The organism is bacterium (genome assembly GCA_013360195.1).
Lineage (GTDB): Bacteria > Electryoneota > RPQS01 > RPQS01 > RPQS01 > JABWCQ01.
Genome location: JABWCQ010000012.1, coordinates 15101 through 31513, shown reverse-complemented (window position 1 = coordinate 31513; position 16413 = coordinate 15101). Strand labels below are relative to the sequence as shown.

Genomic DNA, 16413 nt, shown 5'->3' with positions numbered 1-16413 from the left:
ATGATCTGGCCTCTCTTATTCGTAATCTTAGTCATAACAAATTCGTTTGCGCAACTCTCGCCCGGCGACCTCTCAAAATACCATGCCGCGCTTGAAGGTCTGAACAACTGCACTCAATGTCACGAACTTCGCAATGAAGTGACGGCTGCCAAGTGCCTCGCATGTCATAAGGCCGTCGCCCGCCGCATCGAGGAAAACCGGGGCTATCACTCGAGTGCGGAAGTAAAGCGTGAACGCTGCGCCAAGTGCCACGCTGAGCACTTCGGGCGTGACTTCAATCTTGTCTATTGGAAAGAGGGCAAGGAGAAGTTCGATCATTCCAGGACCGGTTATCAGCTATTGGGCGCACACGCCAAACTGGAGTGTGCCAAGTGCCATACAACTGCATTTCAAACCGATGCGGCGGCCTTTGATTCGACAAGTGACAGAGCGCGCAGTTTTCTCGGACTGTCGCAGCCGTGCATCTCCTGTCATGCCGATGAGCATGGAGAACAACTGACCAATGATTGTGCCTCCTGCCATGGCTACGACAAGTGGACTCCCGCACCGCAATTCTCGCACGACAAATCCAGATATCCCCTCACCGGAAAACACAGGGACGTGGCCTGCGCGAAGTGTCACAAGTCGGAATCATCTCCGGAGAGTACCGCTCCGTTGATTGCGGATCCCGTGCGTCCTCTGGAGCGTTCGGTCTATCAAGGAGTCGATTTCGCAAACTGCAAATCCTGTCACAACGACGTCCACGAAGGTAAGTTTGGTGTCAATTGCAGCGGATGTCACACGACGGAGAGCTTTGCAGTGGCGCAAATGGCAAAGGACTTTGACCACAACAAAACCGGCTTTCCGCTCACTGGCAGGCACATTGGCCTGGAGTGCGTCAAGTGTCATACTTCTGGTCGAATGACTGAACCGGTCGCGCATGCTGCCTGCAAAGACTGTCACCTGGACACGCACCGAGGACAATTCTCCTCACGCACTGACGGCGGCGCCTGCGAGTCGTGCCACACCGTAGACGGTTTCCTGCCCGCCCGCTATGGGATTGAGCAGCACGCGCAAAGCAAATTCCCGCTTCAAGGCAGTCACTTGGCGATTCCGTGTATCACTTGTCACACCCCTTCGCTGACCGACCGCAATGGTGCATACGCCAAGTTTGTATTTGAAGATCAGACCTGCAAAGGATGCCATCGGGATGTTCATCGAGGTCAGCTCGACAAGTACATGACCGGTAACGGCTGCGAGTTCTGCCACAATGTGGAAAGCTGGCACAATATAACATTTGACCACTCAACGACCGGTTTCCCGCTTATCGGAAAGCATGATCAAACGGAATGCATGTCCTGTCATGCCCGCGAGAATCTGGGCACGCCTGAAGAGATGATTCGTATGGCCCCGCTGGCGCGGGAATGCGAACTTTGCCACAAGGATCCGCACCGTGATCAGTTTGTTCTTGACTATACTGCGGAAGCGAAAGTCAAGTGCAGCCGTTGTCACACCCCGGATGCATGGAAATCTCTTGTCTTTGATCACAACCGCGACTCCAAGTGGCCGCTGGACGGCGCCCATCAGCAGGTCGCATGCAATTTGTGCCACAAACCGCAAACTGATGCTGACGGCACCTTTGTCCTCTATCGCCCTCTCCCATCCGCCTGCAAGGATTGCCACGGCGGAGCTTCATTCGAACGACCATGAACTGCCAACTCGCGCGATTCTCACTCCTTCTCCTTCCCGCCCTGTTGTCTTTGACTTCAGTTGCTTTTGCGGCCATTGAATCCCCGCATGGAAAATTCAACCTGGATTGTCAGCTTTGCCACACCACTGACAATTGGCTGCAATTAAAGCAGGACGGCGGTTTCTCGCATGAAACGATGACGTCGTTTCCTCTTGTCGGCAAACACAAGGGTGTGAAGTGTATTGATTGCCACACATCGCTGGTTTTTGTCGAAGCGCCAACCCAGTGTGTCGACTGCCACACCGACATACATCGCGGCCAGTTCACGAGCAACTGCGGCCAGTGCCACACTCCCGGACAGTGGGTTGATGAAGTAAACTTCCGCAGGATGCACGATGCCACCCGTTTTCCGTTGGTTGGTGTGCATGCTTCGCTGGATTGCCAGAGCTGTCACTCTGCAGGACAGTACGTGAACTTGGTTACGCGGTGCATTGGCTGCCATGCGGAGGACTTTGCTTCTACAACAACGCCGGATCATACTGACGCCGGATTCTCACAAAACTGCACTGAGTGTCACAGTGTGAGTGCCTCTTCCTGGAAAGGCCCGCAGTTTGTTCACTCGGAGACGTTTCCATTAACCGGCGGTCATGCGTTGAACGATTGTCAGGCGTGTCACTCCGCGGGATACGTGAACACCTCGACCGCTTGCGCGGAATGTCACTCGGCCGATTACACGAATGCTCAGAATCCGACACACGAGGCCGGGGCCTTTCCACAGGAATGCCAAACATGCCACACCATCAACTCGTGGCGGCCCGCGGCTTTCGACAATCACAATCTGACTGCATTTCCGCTGACTGGGGCGCACATCCTGACCGATTGCGCACAGTGCCATGTCGGAGGTCAGTATACAGGTACCGCTACGGCTTGTGCCGACTGTCATCAAGCGGACTATGACGGTGCGACAAATCCTGTTCACGACGCCGCTGCTTTTGGTTCATCGTGTGAGCAATGTCACTCGACGGAATCCTGGCGTCCTGCTGATTTTGACAACCACCATCTCACAGCATTTCCGCTCACGGGCCGGCACATTGAAGTGAATTGTTTGGAGTGTCACGTTGGTGGTCAATTCTCAGGAACTCCGGCGGATTGCTGGTCTTGCCATCAGGAGGACTATAATGCAACGACCGACCCGAACCATGTTGCTTCCAATTTTCCGCAGAATTGTGAAGTTTGTCACTCGACGGACAACTGGAATGACGCTCTGTTTGATCACAACCTGACAAGTTTCCCGCTAACCGGTGCGCACGTGCAGACGAATTGCCTCGACTGCCACATCGGCGGTGTCTATGACGGCACGCCGGCGGATTGCTGGTCCTGTCATCAGGAGGAATATAATGCAACGACCGACCCGAACCATGTTGCCTCCAATTTCCCGCACGACTGTGCGGTGTGCCACAACACGGTCGATTGGGAACAGGCGACGTTCGATCACAATAACACGGACTTCCCGCTAACCGGTGCGCACGTGCAGACGAATTGCCTCGATTGCCACATCGGCGGTGTCTACGACGGTACTCCGGCGGATTGCTGGTCCTGCCATCAGGAGGAGTATAATGCTCAATCGGATCACGTCCAGAACAATTTCCCGCACGACTGTGCGGTGTGCCACAACACAGTCGATTGGGAACAAGCGACGTTCAATCACAATAACACGGACTTCCCGTTAACCGGTGCGCACGTGCAGACGAATTGCCTCGACTGCCATGTCGGCGGTGTCTATGACGGCACGCCCACGGATTGCTGGTCTTGCCACGAACAGGACTACAATGACGCCGACGATCATCTCGAAAACAATTTCCCCCATGATTGCCTGCAGTGTCATAATACGAATGACTGGGACAGCGGCTTCAATCACAGCAACACCGACTTCCCGTTAACCGGAGCGCACGTGTCTGTGAATTGTTTGAGCTGTCATACCAATGGCCAGTTTGAGAACACACCAACGGATTGCTGGTTCTGTCATCAAACCGACTTTAACAACGCGAACAATCCGGATCATAACGAAGGCTATCCGCAAGAGTGTCTGGATTGCCACACGACGTCCAATTGGAACTCCAATTTCAATCACGACCAACAGCATTTCCCAATCTACTCCGGCCGTCACAGCGATGAGTGGAATCTTTGCAGCGAATGCCACACGACACAAGGCAACTTTGCGGCCTTCAGCTGCATCGACTGCCATGAGCATAGCAACCAGGGCGACGTGGACGACGAGCACGAAGACGTTTCTGGCTACACCTACACGCCAACGTCATGCTATAGCTGTCATCCCGACGGGAACGAAGGCCCCAATGTTCGCAAACGGAATCACAAGGAAGTGAAGCCTGAACGCACGGGAGTGAAAAACTGATGAAAAGCGCCGCACTTTCACTCTTGCTGCTCGCCGCTTCACTCTGTTCCGCTCAGTTGCGGACTGCCGTTCAATACGTTTCGAACACTGCAGTCTATCTCGCTGCCGGTCGCGATGCGGGCGTCACCGTCGGGGATTCCGTTCAAATCATTCGCACAGGCAAAGAGTGGATTCTTCTAACCGTCGATTTTGTCTCTGACAAATCTTCTTCTTGCGCCTTGACCGATGCAGCTTCCGTGGTTGCAGTGGGTGATTCTGCCATGATTCTTACGAAAAAAGTCGTGCTCGAACCCGGCGTTCTGGAATTGCCTGCGGAGACTCCGTTGTCCTCTGACCCTGCGGAACCAAGTGTGCAGCCGTCGCGAACCGGTCGCGCCAATCAGCTTTCCGGCCGTGTGAACGTCGGTTATGCTCTGCAGGACGACCGCGAGCTGACTGCATATGATTACACCGAGCCGACGTTTGGCATGCGGGCATCGTTGAATCGGATATCCGGCTCTGAAGTCAACGCCCGGGTCAATTTACGCCTGCGCCGAACGAATAGATCCGACGATAACAGATCATTTTCCTCAAACCGGATTTACGAAGCGCTGCTTGCCTACGAACCTAAGGAAAAGCCGTTTCACGCCGGACTGGGTCGGCTGCTCTTGCGGGAAACCCGCGGCTTCGGCTACCTCGACGGGGTGTACATGAAATATGCTCTCAATCGCACCTGGACATTCGGACTTCTCGGCGGCATCGAACCTGATCTGCAAAACACTCGTATTCAATCCGATGTCACGAAACTAGGTGCTTTTGCTTCGTTCGAGCGGCACAGTCGCGGTGTACATGCCGTTCAGGCCACCGCGTCCCTGGCAGGCCGTTATCTCGACGGAGAGATCAGCCGCGAATTCCTCTACCAGCAATTAAACTACAGCTACGGTTCAAAGCTGCGCTTGTTCGAAAGCACTGAGTTGAATTTGAATCGAGGTTGGTTGAACGATGCCGAAGGTTCAAGTCTGACGTTAGCCTCACTCTTGCTCGATGCGCATTATCGCATTTCCCGCTTGCTGGGAGTCTCTGTCGGCTATGACAATCGCACAAACTACTACACTGCCGAAACTCGCAGCATTCCCGACAGCATTTTCGCAAGTTCTCTGCAGCAAGGTTTACGCGCTGGGGTAGATACTCGATTCGGCGATTCCTACAGCGCCGATATCGGAATTGCGCAGCGCGGCGGAGATGGCGACTTTTCTTCATCTTCCAGCGGTTGGTTCAGAATTGGCAGCAGCAACCTCCTGAAGTCAAGTTTCGCAGTTTTTGCCCGCGTCCGCTGGTTTGACAGCGATTTCAGCAAAGGTACGCAGCCGGCGGTTTCATTGTCCCGGGAGCTTGCTCACTGGTTAACCACTCAACTTGAACTCGGCTCCAATGACTATGAAATCGGTGAACCCGCTGAACGCGTCTCCCAACAGTGGGTTTCGATTGGATTGGACGCTCGGCTCTCAAAACCGCTCTTGGCGGCAGCAGAGTTTGAGCAGGGATTCGGGGATGGCCGGGATATCTCATTTCTGTCTCTGCTTCTTGGGTACCGTTTTTAGGAACTGAACCACGAAAAAAAGGGCGACGAATAGTCGCCCTTTTTGCTGTAAATAACGCCCGGCCTATCTTTTGTAATTATTACCTATATTATGCCCCAAATGCGCATCCTCTGCGCACCTGCGCACCTCGTTTTCAACCTTTTGCGTCATTCCGGGTCTAACAGTAAGAGCCACCGAACTTCACATCGCGTCTATCGCTGAAAATCAAAATCATTTCAGAATTTGTGAGTCAAATTCATAAAATATTGATCTTTGGGCTGCTGTTATGGATAGTCATGTCCTGTTCAGCACCTCACGACAATCCGCTGGATCCGGAGTCTCCTTACTTTGTGACGCCGGATTCTGTGCCCGTTACCCCTCCAGAACCCACTTTTTCTGCAACTGTGCGTAGCGTGCACAAGGGGCGGACGACCATTGACCTCTATTCCGTGAAAACCGAACTTTGGCCGGACTCAAACGTAGTCTTGGACTCGGTCACGGTTCAGTACAAAACCACGACTCCTCGGCGCATGACCTTCTGGCCGAATGGCCGCTGGATTTTTACCTTCAATTCAACCAATGTCGGCGATGATGACCTTGAATCTGCCGTCGGCGAGCCGTTCTATTTCCGCGCCTATGTCCATGGTGATTCGGTGCAAACCGTCGGTCCGCAAATCTTCGTTCGTGTGATTCACGACACGCCGCAGACGGGTTCTCCGTCTTCCGGCCAAATTGTTGGTGCATTGCCGATTCTTACTTGGCCGGATTTCGCCGCGTCGTTTCCTTTCCGATACCAGGCATATGTCGAGCTTGAGGACAGGCATAATGCCCAAGTGGACACGGTCTGGATTTCCGACACCTTGTCATCAAGCGTACGGACGATTCAAGTCAGTGACTCTCTCGGGGATACTGTCCCCGACAGCTCACCGGACTCCCTGTTCTATCGTTGGTCGCTAATAGTTTACGACCCCTTCGGCAATTCCTCCATTTCTGTCGAATCGGTATTCAACGTGCAGCACGGAGTCCTGCCATGAGCACGGGACTCCTAACCTCGGAACAGGTGCTGCATGCCGGCCAGAAACTCCTCGAACTTCGCCCGCTTGAGGAAGTCTTTCATTCAGTGCTGGATATCGCTGCCCAAGCCATGCACGCCGAAACGGCCATGATTATCTTGAGCAGCTCGGGATCATTGTCCCTTGCGGCAGTGCATCAGACCCGCGGCGAATCACGCACACTTGACGAAGTCTCACAGTCTCTCATCAAGGAATCAATCGATTCCAACAAGCCAATCCTGACGGAAAGTGCCGTGGAAGACCCCCGCTTCTCCGGCAAGTCGTCAATTATCCTTCAGCACATTCAATCAGCCGCTATCGTCCCGTTGTCAGGCCGCAATGCCGTGGAAGGTGCTCTATATCTTGACAGCCGTTCCGATCGAGACCTCTTTCGCAAAGAAAACCTCGCGCCGCTCTCTACCCTTGCCGCCTTCGCAACTCTCGCAATAGAAAACGCACGCCGTTACGACCGGGCGCGAAGTGAAATTGCCGCACTGAAGTCCAATGACAATAAACGGCTCCTGATCGGAGACAGTCATCCGATGCGTGAGCTCTATAGCCTGATTGCCCGCGTCGCTCCCAATGATCTTCCCGTCATCATAACCGGAGAATCCGGAACGGGCAAGGAACTCATTGCACGTGAAATACATCGTACAAGTCCCCGCGCCAATAAACCGTTTCTCGCGCTCTATTGCGGTAATGTCTCTTCCGAGCTATTCGAAAGCGAGCTGTTCGGGCATAAGAAAGGCAGTTTCACGGGTGCGTCTGTGGATAAACAAGGCCTTGTGGAAGCGGCCGAAGGAGGCACACTCTTTCTCGACGAAGTTGCGGACATTCCAGTCAGCATTCAGGCCAAGCTCTTGCGCTATCTGCAGGAATCCGAATACCGCAGAGTCGGCGATGTGGAGATTCGTAAGGCCAATGTCCGCATCGTCACCGCGACAAACAAGAACCTGCAGACAGAGATTCAGGCCGGCAGGTTTCGCGAGGATTTGTACTACCGGTTGTTCATTCTCCCCATCGTTTCGCCGCCGCTTCGAGACCGCCGCTCGGATATTCCATTGCTGGTGCATCATTTCCTTCGCAAGGTCGGAAACAAGGTTTCAGGAATATCACCCGAAGCGCTTCGCCGTCTGCAATCCTACTCGTGGCCTGGCAATGTTCGCGAACTCGAAAACACCATTGTCCGTGCCGCTGTCATCACTCGCAGCGACCGTATTGAAGTGGACGACATTTCTCATCAGGGCATCACAAAAGAGACGAGTGGGAATGAAGACTTGAGCTGGAAAGCAGCAGAGAAAAATCACATTTTGCAGGTTCTCGATTTGTGCAATGGAAATCGTTCAAAGGCTGCCGTTATTCTTGGGATATCCCGCCGTTATCTGCACTATAAGCTCAAGGAGTGGGAGGAGCAAAGTCTCTCATGAGAGCCCTCTCCGAACGGTTGACAGATCGCAAGCTGATTTCGCGCGGTGACATCTCCTCGGCCTATCGCGCGCGGGATAAGAGCCTCGACCGTGATGTGTTTTTGAAGATTCTTCATCCGCATTTCGCTCAGGACGAGGAGTTGCGCGCGCGATTCGAACGAGAGGCACGAGCTGCTGCCAAACTTGATCACCAAAATCTCGTGCGCATCTATGAAGTCGGCGAGGACCCGCACGAAGGTGCTTTCATGCTCTTGGAATGGGTTGAGGGGGAGACTCTCGCTGCCCGGCTTGCCCGCGAAAAGACACTGCACGCTTCACAAGTCCGCACGCTGGCCGCTGCGCTCTTGCATGCACTTGCAGCCCTGCACGAAGCCGGTATCTTGCATCGTGATGTCAAACCCGAGAACATTCTGTGTCGCCGCGACGGCCTCTTCAAGCTCACTGATTTCAGTCTGGCATTGCTTTCCGATGCGCCCAAGCTAACTTACCATAATGCAGTTGTCGGCACTCCCGCTTACCTTGCTCCGGAACTGGCCCGAGGCAAGTCCCCGAGCGAACGGTCAGACCTGTTTGCCGTCGGAGTAGTTCTGTATGAGGCCGCAACTGGAATCAACCCGTTTGCGGCCGATTCTCTGCTTGAATCCTTGCGCCGTGTCAGAGAAGAAGAGCCCGATTGGCTCTTGTTGAGCTCGCTGGAATCGGACAAGGCTCTGGAACTGTTGATTCGCACCTGTCTAACCAAAGAAGCGGGCGACCGGCCTGCCACGGCTTCCAATGCCCTGAATCTCCTCGCAGGAGAGCCGTCAAGCGCGAACGTGCAGCCCGTTTCCCGACTCCGCACCTATATTTTTCCAATTACCGCCGCAATATTCTCAATTGTAGTTGCCGTCATCCTCTGGCCTGACGGTGGCCGGAAGAAAGACGTTGTCCCGGCGATTGTATCAAGAGACTCGTCTGCTGTTTCCGAAAGCACCCCGGACACTTCCAAAACCGTCAACTTGCAGTCATCAGAAACTGAATCAGCTCGAAAACAAGAACCTGTGAAAACAATTGAGTCCCGGAAACCTGACACGGCTGTATCCGTAAAAAGTGCAGCTTCAACGGACTCCCAGTCAATTATTCCCGATAGCGTTGACTTGTTTCTGGACACTTTTCCGTGGGCGCACGTCTCTCTTAATGGAGTTGATCTCGGCACAACGCCACTTGGCAAATCTCTGAGACTGCCACGCGGCCAGCATGTTTTTGTTCTTCGCAATCCCGCGTTTCCGCCCATTCAAGCTAATCTGGAGTTGACCGCAGATTCCCGCCGTCAAATCAAACTGGCGGAGCATGTGCAGCACGTGGAAGTTTCCGTCGAACCGTGGGGGGATATCTACCTTGACAACGAAAGAATCGGAACATCGCCGCTGAATCGGCTCTTGACCGTGCTGCCCGGCACACATACATTACGCATAACGCACACCGTGCTGCCTCAACTTGAAAAGAGTTGGCAGGCGGCCGCCGGTGACACAATTCGAATTCACGCCAATCTGCAAACGTCCGAGCTCGCCATTCGCACCCCGGGAGAGAAGAATTGATTCTTGTCCTGTCTCTATTTGTCTTAGTGTCAAGTCTGGCTGCCCAGACAAATGTTGTTGCCGAAGCGGAATCGCTGTTTCATGCCGGCGATTATGAGCGGGTCGAATTGTTGGCACTGCGCTCCGCAAATTCTCTCGACCTGTCTGAGTCAGATAGAGTCACACTTGAATTGCTTGGCGGATACTCATTGATAATGCTCGAGCGGGAAGAAGACGCTCGAACTCACTTTCAGCGTGCTCTTGATCTCGATTCAACGCTTACCCTTGACCCCGTTCAGGTCAGTCCCAAATTCCGTGTCGTGTTCGATGACGTGAAGTCCGAGTGGCAATTGCAGAGAAGTCTCCGCGTGCCTAAGATTAGGACCGTCGAAACGACTGAGTCTCGCCGTGCTCGCACGGAATCTCATATAATGAATCTCTTTGCTCCCGGCGCGGGATTCTTAAGCGAACGTGAGCATCTTCGCGGTGCGGTTCACCTTATTGCACAGACGGCATTGACCGCACTGTGGCTCTCGGAACTCAAACAGAACAATGACGCGCGAAAAAAATACCTTGACGCCGATTCCTCCTCTCAGGCTGTCGACCTCTATCGTGAATACGATGACCACCATCGCCGCATGTGGGCCTTTGGCCTCGCAGCCGCCGGGGTTTACCTCGCTTCACAGCTCGATTTGACCCTTTGGCGAGCTTCCAAAACACCGGTTACCGTTTCCGCTTCAGCAAACTCACTCAATCTTCATTACAAATTCTGATTGGAATCCTGCGCACCACGTTCACAGCAATTGTAACGGCAGCGCACACAATTGTATTGAAAATCCCTTGTAGAAATATGTAAATATTACAATTAAGAGACTGGTACATCTATTGCCCTATGTATTATCGAAAGTTGCTATAGAAACCCAGTTTCACACCTTAGTTTGTGGAGAAAAAAATGAAGAAATTAATCCTTTTAGCGCTCGTTAGCCTGTTCGGCCTGAGTACGGCCTGGGCTCAAACGGGCAGCCTGACCGTAACGGTCTTGGGCGGACTGGACCAGACGCCGGTCGCTGGTGCTTGGGTACGCGCCGACGGTGATGGCCACGGTCACAATCGCCCACACTTTGAAGGCCCCACGGATGTCAACGGTCAAATTACGTTCGCCGACATTCCGGCCGTAGAGTATCACGTTATGGCCGGCGTACCCCCGATGCCTCCGGTACACGGTGAAGTAGAAGTCCTCGAAGGCGAAACAGCGACACTGACGTTGACATTGCCGTTCTTTGAACCGGCACCGCGCATCGCAGTGATGCCCGACCACGACGTCCACTTCGGACCGGTCGGAGTCGGTACGACCTTTACGCGCATGGTTCGTGTAATGAACCTCGGCACGCTTGACTTGAACGTGTCCATCGCTGTAACTGGCGATGCGTTTGGTTTGGCCTCTGATGCTGAATTCACGCTCACTCCCGATCCGATGGGCAGCAATGCCGAAGTGCTGGTCACTTTCTCTCCGACTGCAATTGGCCCCTATGAAGGCTTGATGACCATTACTTCCAATGATCCTGAACATGGAACGATCGAGCTTGAACTCGACGGTCTTGGAGCGGAAATCATTACCGGCGGACTCTCCGTTGATGTTGTTGTCACAGACTCTAATGGCGTCACCACCCCGGTGGACAGCGCTCGCGTGCGTGTCTCCTTTATTCGCGACCACGGCGGCCCGCGTCCGCATCATATTCGTGGCCTCACGGACGAAAACGGCAACTTGACGATTGACGCGCTGCCCGTTGGTATCTACAACGTGAATGCTTCCAAGCGCGGCGTCGGCTTTGCCAGTGAAGTTATCGAAATCACCGAAGGACAGACTGCCTTTGTGACCTTGTCGCTGATTCCCGGCGATGGCCCCGGAGGCCCCGGCCACGGACATCATTTCGAAATTGTTGAACTCGCAGGAACGGTGTCTGTGTCGAATCCCGATACCGCGAACCCCGAGCGTGTCCTCTATCAGCTTGATGTGGATGCCGATGGTGTTATGGATTACCGCCTGAATTTCGGTCCGCCGGACTACGTTCCGCCGTCAGGCGCTGAGCGTCCGGCGAATGGCGATGCTATTACTGTGACCGGTGCGCTGATGTCACATGGCGAGCCCCCGATGGTTCATGTTCACACGCTGAACGGCGAACTCTGGTGGGATCCCCGTGGCGGCCGCGATGGCGAACACGGTGGCGATGCCGGCGGGCGTGCTGAAGGCTTCAACGTTGAGAACATTCTTATCTGGACCGAAGTCTCTGGAACTGTGACGGACATTGATGTCTATGGCTCCGCATTCTACGGTCTCGACACCGATAACAACGGCACGGCGGATTTTGTGATTGACCTTGGCGACAATTTCGACCTGGACAATCCGCTGCTTCCGGTTGAAGGCGAGCGCGTGACTGTTGTCGGCGGCGTTCTTGAAGGCGCTCCCGAAGCATTGAATGCGGAATGGATTATCGCCTACGAAATCAACCTGAATTTCTTCCGTATGCCCGGCGACACGGACGGCTTGAACCCGATTGACGGAAGCACAGATGTAACGCCGACTCCGTCTCCAATCGTTGTCTCGCACCTCGTCGCGACAAACTATCCGAATCCTTTCAACCCGACGACGAACATTCAATTCTCGACTCCGATTACCGGACTTGTGAATCTGACTGTCTTTGACGTCCTCGGCCGTCAGGTTGCCACGCTCGTCAATGAAAATCTGACTGCGGGCACCTATACCGCTCAATTTGATGCGGCCAGCCTCCCGTCCGGTATGTATATGTACCGTTTGACCCTTGACAACCAACAGATTGTCAATCGGATGCTGCTGCTCAAGTAGTCAACTGCTCCCTCAGGCAGAAGGCCCCCGTTCGGCGCAAGCCGGGCGGGGGCTTTCCATTCATAAATCCCGGTGCATGTTACATACTGCAAAGCATGCGGAGATTTCGTATAATATGAGAACAAGAACGCGAAACCTCCTTCGTTTTTCCTAACCGTATAAATTACAAAGGAATACATCCTTCACTGACATGACAGTCTGGACCCGCGCCTCCCGCATCGAAGCACTGCACAAACTCATTACGCAACGAATCCTCGTATTGGACGGCGCAATGGGCACCCTGATTCAGCGTCATGGCTTGACTGAGGCTGATTACCGGGGTGCGCGCTTTGCCGAATGGCCGCGCGACCTGAAGGGCAACAACGACTTGCTTGTCCTGACCAAACCTGAGCTAATCAAGAAACTGCATGCCCTCTACTTCGAAGCTGATGCCGACATTGTTTCGACCAATAGCTTCACGGCCAATGCGCCGTCTCTTGCAGACTATGGCATGGAGGAGTTCGCAGAAGAAATAAACCTTGCCGCCGCTCAGGTTGCGCGGGCAGCAGCCGATGAATTCGAGCTTCGGGAGCCGTCGCGGCCACGTTTCATTGCCGGAAGCATCGGCCCCACCAACAAGACCCTTTCGCTTTCACCAAATGTGAACGATCCCGGCTACCGCGACCTGAACTTCGATCAGATGGTTACGGTTTACGAAGCATGCGCGCGCGGATTGATGCAGGGCGGGGCGGACCTCCTCTTGATTGAAACGTCCTTTGACACGTTAAACGCCAAGGCCGCCATCTTCGCTGTTGAAAACGTCTTCGACTCCCTCGGCGAGCGCGTTCCTCTGATCGTCTCAGGCACGATCACGGATGCCAGCGGCCGCACTCTTTCCGGACAAACCACCGAGGCATTCTGGAATTCCATCAGTCATGCGAAACCTTTTGCCGTCGGATTGAATTGCGCGCTTGGGGCAGAGACCATGTTGCCCTACTTGCAGGAACTTTCGCGTGTTGCGGATTGTTACGTGAGTCTTCATCCCAACGCCGGTCTGCCCAACGAGTTTGGCGAGTACGACGACACGCCGGAGCATATGGCCAAAGTCATGGGCGGATTTGCGCAGGCAGGATTACTCAACATCGCCGGTGGCTGCTGCGGAACACAGCCCGGGCATATCTCCGCAATTGCGAATGCGGCAAAGCTGCACTCTCCGCGCAAAATCGTTCACTTGCCCGCGCGCTTGCGTGTCTCCGGTCTCGAACCGCTGACCATTGGGGAAGAAAGCGGCTTCGTCAACATCGGTGAACGCACTAATGTTACAGGCTCGGCGCGCTTTGCCAAACTGATTCTCGATGGCAACTACGAAACTGCCATTGAAGTTGCAAGGCAGCAGGTCGAAAGCGGCGCGCAGATGATTGACATAAACATGGACGAAGGTCTGCTCGATTCAGAGGCGGCCATGGTGCGCTTCCTGAACCTGATAGCGACTGAGCCCTCCATTGCCCGTGTGCCGTTCGTTATCGACTCATCCAAGTGGTCGGTCATCGAATCCGGTCTGAAGTGCATTCAGGGTAAACCCGTCGTCAATTCAATCAGCATGAAGGAAGGTGAAGCCGAGTTTCTTCGTCAGGCGAAGTTATGCAAGCGTTACGGCGCCGCCGTAATAGTCATGTGTTTTGACGAGCAGGGACAGGCAGATACCGTCGAACGCCGCGTCGCGATTGCCGAACGGGCATACAGACTTCTGATGGAGCAGGCGGGTTTTCTTCCTCAGGATATCATCATCGACCCGAACATCTTCGCCATTGCCACCGGTATCGAAGAGCATAATGATTACGCCGTACAATTTTTCGAAGCGACGCGGCAAATCAAGTCCAGGTGCCCTCATGTCCGCATCAGCGGCGGATTGAGCAACGTCTCCTTTTCCTTCCGGGGCAACAACCCGGTTCGTGAAGCCATTCACGCCGTCTTTCTCTACCATGCCATCCATGCCGGTATGGACATGGCCATTGTTAATGCGGGCGCACTTCCGATTTACGACGACATCGAACCGCAACTCCTTGAGCGTGTCGAGGACGTGGTGATGAATCGCCGTGCGGACGCTACCGAGCGTCTCCTCGAATTTGCGGCGACTGTAAAAGGAAAGGCGAAGGATAAAACAGTCGAACTCGAATGGCGCAAGCACGATGTTCACGAGCGGCTCAAGCACGCGCTGGTCGAAGGTATTGACGATTTCATTATCGAAGATACCGAAGCCGCGCGGCAGATCTTCGCCGAGCCCATTGAGGTAATCGAGGGACCGCTCATGGCAGGCATGAATCGAGTCGGCGACCTCTTCGGGGCGGGTAAGATGTTCCTTCCGCAGGTCGTCAAGAGTGCTCGCGTCATGAAGAAGGCTGTCGCCTATCTGATTCCCTATATTGAAGCGTCCAAAAAGGCCGGCGAGAGTTCGAGTAAAGGCCGGATTCTTCTTGCCACGGTGAAAGGAGATGTCCATGACATCGGCAAGAACATCGTCGGTGTGGTGCTGCAATGCAACGGCTTTGAAGTCATTGACCTCGGAGTTATGGTGCCCTGCTCGAAAATCCTCGAAACAGCCGGCAAGGAACGGGTTGACTTAATCGGACTGAGCGGTCTGATTACACCGTCACTTGAGGAAATGTCCTTCGTGGCTTCCGAAATGGAACGCCTGCATATGAATACACCGCTTCTAATCGGAGGCGCGACGACGTCTCGCGTTCACACCGCCGTAAAGATTAGTCCGAAATACTCCGGTCCGACGGTTCATGTCCTCGACGCCTCCCGCGCGGTTGGTGTTGCAACAAGTCTGATTAGCAAACAGCTTCGCGAGGAATTCGTCCGTGATATTGCAGCGGATTACGAAAAAGTCCGCGCAATTCGTGCGCAGCAATCCGGAGCGCAAAAACTTGCCGCTATTGAAGAAGCAAGAGCAAACCGCGCGAAACTGAATTTCGACGACGTCGTAAAACCCAATCAACTTGGCCTGACCGTCCTGCGCGACTATCCGCTCGAAAGACTCGTGGAGCGGATGGATTGGACTCCGTTCTTTCAGGCTTGGGAACTCTCCGGCAGGTATCCTGCAATTCTTGATGACAAAGTGGTCGGCGAAAGCGCTCGCTCCCTGTTCCGCGATGCGCAGGAAATGTTGACGGATATTCTCGCTCATCGCAGACTCAAAGCGCATGCAGTATTCGGAATTTTCCCGGCTAACAGCGTCGGCGATTCCGTCGAAATCTACACGGACGACACGCGCAAAAGAATTCTCACGACGTTCCATATGCTTCGTCAGCAAATGAAAAAGGATTCCGCGTCGCCGAATCTCTCCCTGGCGGATTTCATTGCGCCGAAGGACTCAGGTATAGCCGACTATATGGGCGGCTTTGCGGTCACCTCCGGCGGCGAACTGAATCAGCTCGTCGCAGATTTTGAGAAAAACCACGATGACTATCGCGCAATTCTCGTCAAAGCTCTCGCCGACAGACTCGCGGAAGCCTTTGCCGAGCACCTGCATGAGCGGGTGCGCAAGGAATTCTGGGGCTACGCTCCGGACGAGAGTTTGACCAATGACGAGCTCATCAAAGAATCCTATCGCGGGATTCGCCCCGCACCCGGCTATCCCGCCTGCCCGGAGCATTCCGAGAAACGCACTCTGTTTGATTTACTTCAGGCGGAGCAAAATGCCGGCATCACTCTGACCGAGCACTTTGCCATGCTCCCGGCATCATCCGTTTCCGGCTTTTATATTTCTCATCCGGAATCAAAATACTTCGGTATCGGTAAAATCGCCGATGACCAGGTGCAGGACTACGCGCACCGCAAGGGACTCTCGCTGCAGGAAGCCAAACGGCTGCTTGCCTCAAATCAAGACTGA

General features: G+C 54.1%; 9 protein-coding genes. All 9 read left to right on the top strand.

The features are described from left to right. The 9 genes from HUU59_09635 to metH all read left to right on the top strand — a co-directional run bounded on the left by HUU59_09635 (position 1) and on the right by metH (position 16413). On the top strand, positions 1 to 1689 hold the full coding sequence (locus HUU59_09635; protein ID NUO19696.1) for a cytochrome C: 1689 nt from the start codon (positions 1 to 3) through the stop codon (positions 1687 to 1689). Continuing rightward, positions 1686 to 4082, top strand: a complete 2397-nt coding sequence (locus tag HUU59_09630) for a hypothetical protein (GenBank protein ID NUO19695.1) — start codon at positions 1686 to 1688, stop codon at positions 4080 to 4082. Before HUU59_09635 ends, HUU59_09630 begins: the two co-directional genes overlap by 4 nt. Continuing rightward, on the top strand, positions 4082 to 5662 hold the full coding sequence (locus HUU59_09625; protein ID NUO19694.1) for a hypothetical protein: 1581 nt from the start codon (positions 4082 to 4084) through the stop codon (positions 5660 to 5662). Before HUU59_09630 ends, HUU59_09625 begins: the two co-directional genes overlap by 1 nt. A gap of 275 nt (positions 5663 to 5937) precedes the next feature. Next, positions 5938 to 6675: a hypothetical protein gene (locus tag HUU59_09620; GenBank protein NUO19693.1), complete on the top strand. Its 738-nt coding sequence runs from the start codon at positions 5938 to 5940 to the stop codon at positions 6673 to 6675. Continuing rightward, positions 6672 to 8120, top strand: coding sequence for a sigma-54-dependent Fis family transcriptional regulator (locus HUU59_09615; protein NUO19692.1), 1449 nt, complete (start codon positions 6672 to 6674; stop codon positions 8118 to 8120). The genes HUU59_09620 and HUU59_09615 overlap by 4 nt, the downstream gene beginning before the upstream one ends. Further along, positions 8117 to 9697: a serine/threonine protein kinase gene (locus tag HUU59_09610; protein ID NUO19691.1), complete on the top strand. Its 1581-nt coding sequence runs from the start codon at positions 8117 to 8119 to the stop codon at positions 9695 to 9697. Before HUU59_09615 ends, HUU59_09610 begins: the two co-directional genes overlap by 4 nt. Beyond that, the gene (locus HUU59_09605; GenBank protein ID NUO19690.1) at positions 9694 to 10449 is read left to right on the top strand and encodes a hypothetical protein; all 756 of its coding nucleotides are present in this window, start codon (positions 9694 to 9696) and stop codon (positions 10447 to 10449) included. The genes HUU59_09610 and HUU59_09605 overlap by 4 nt, the downstream gene beginning before the upstream one ends. A gap of 179 nt (positions 10450 to 10628) precedes the next feature. Beyond that, a complete protein-coding gene (locus HUU59_09600) occupies positions 10629 to 12539 on the top strand; it encodes a T9SS type A sorting domain-containing protein (GenBank protein ID NUO19689.1) in 1911 nt (636 codons plus the stop codon). Positions 12540 to 12729: 190 nt separating this feature from the next. Then, positions 12730 to 16413: a methionine synthase gene (gene metH / locus HUU59_09595; GenBank protein ID NUO19688.1), complete on the top strand. Its 3684-nt coding sequence runs from the start codon at positions 12730 to 12732 to the stop codon at positions 16411 to 16413.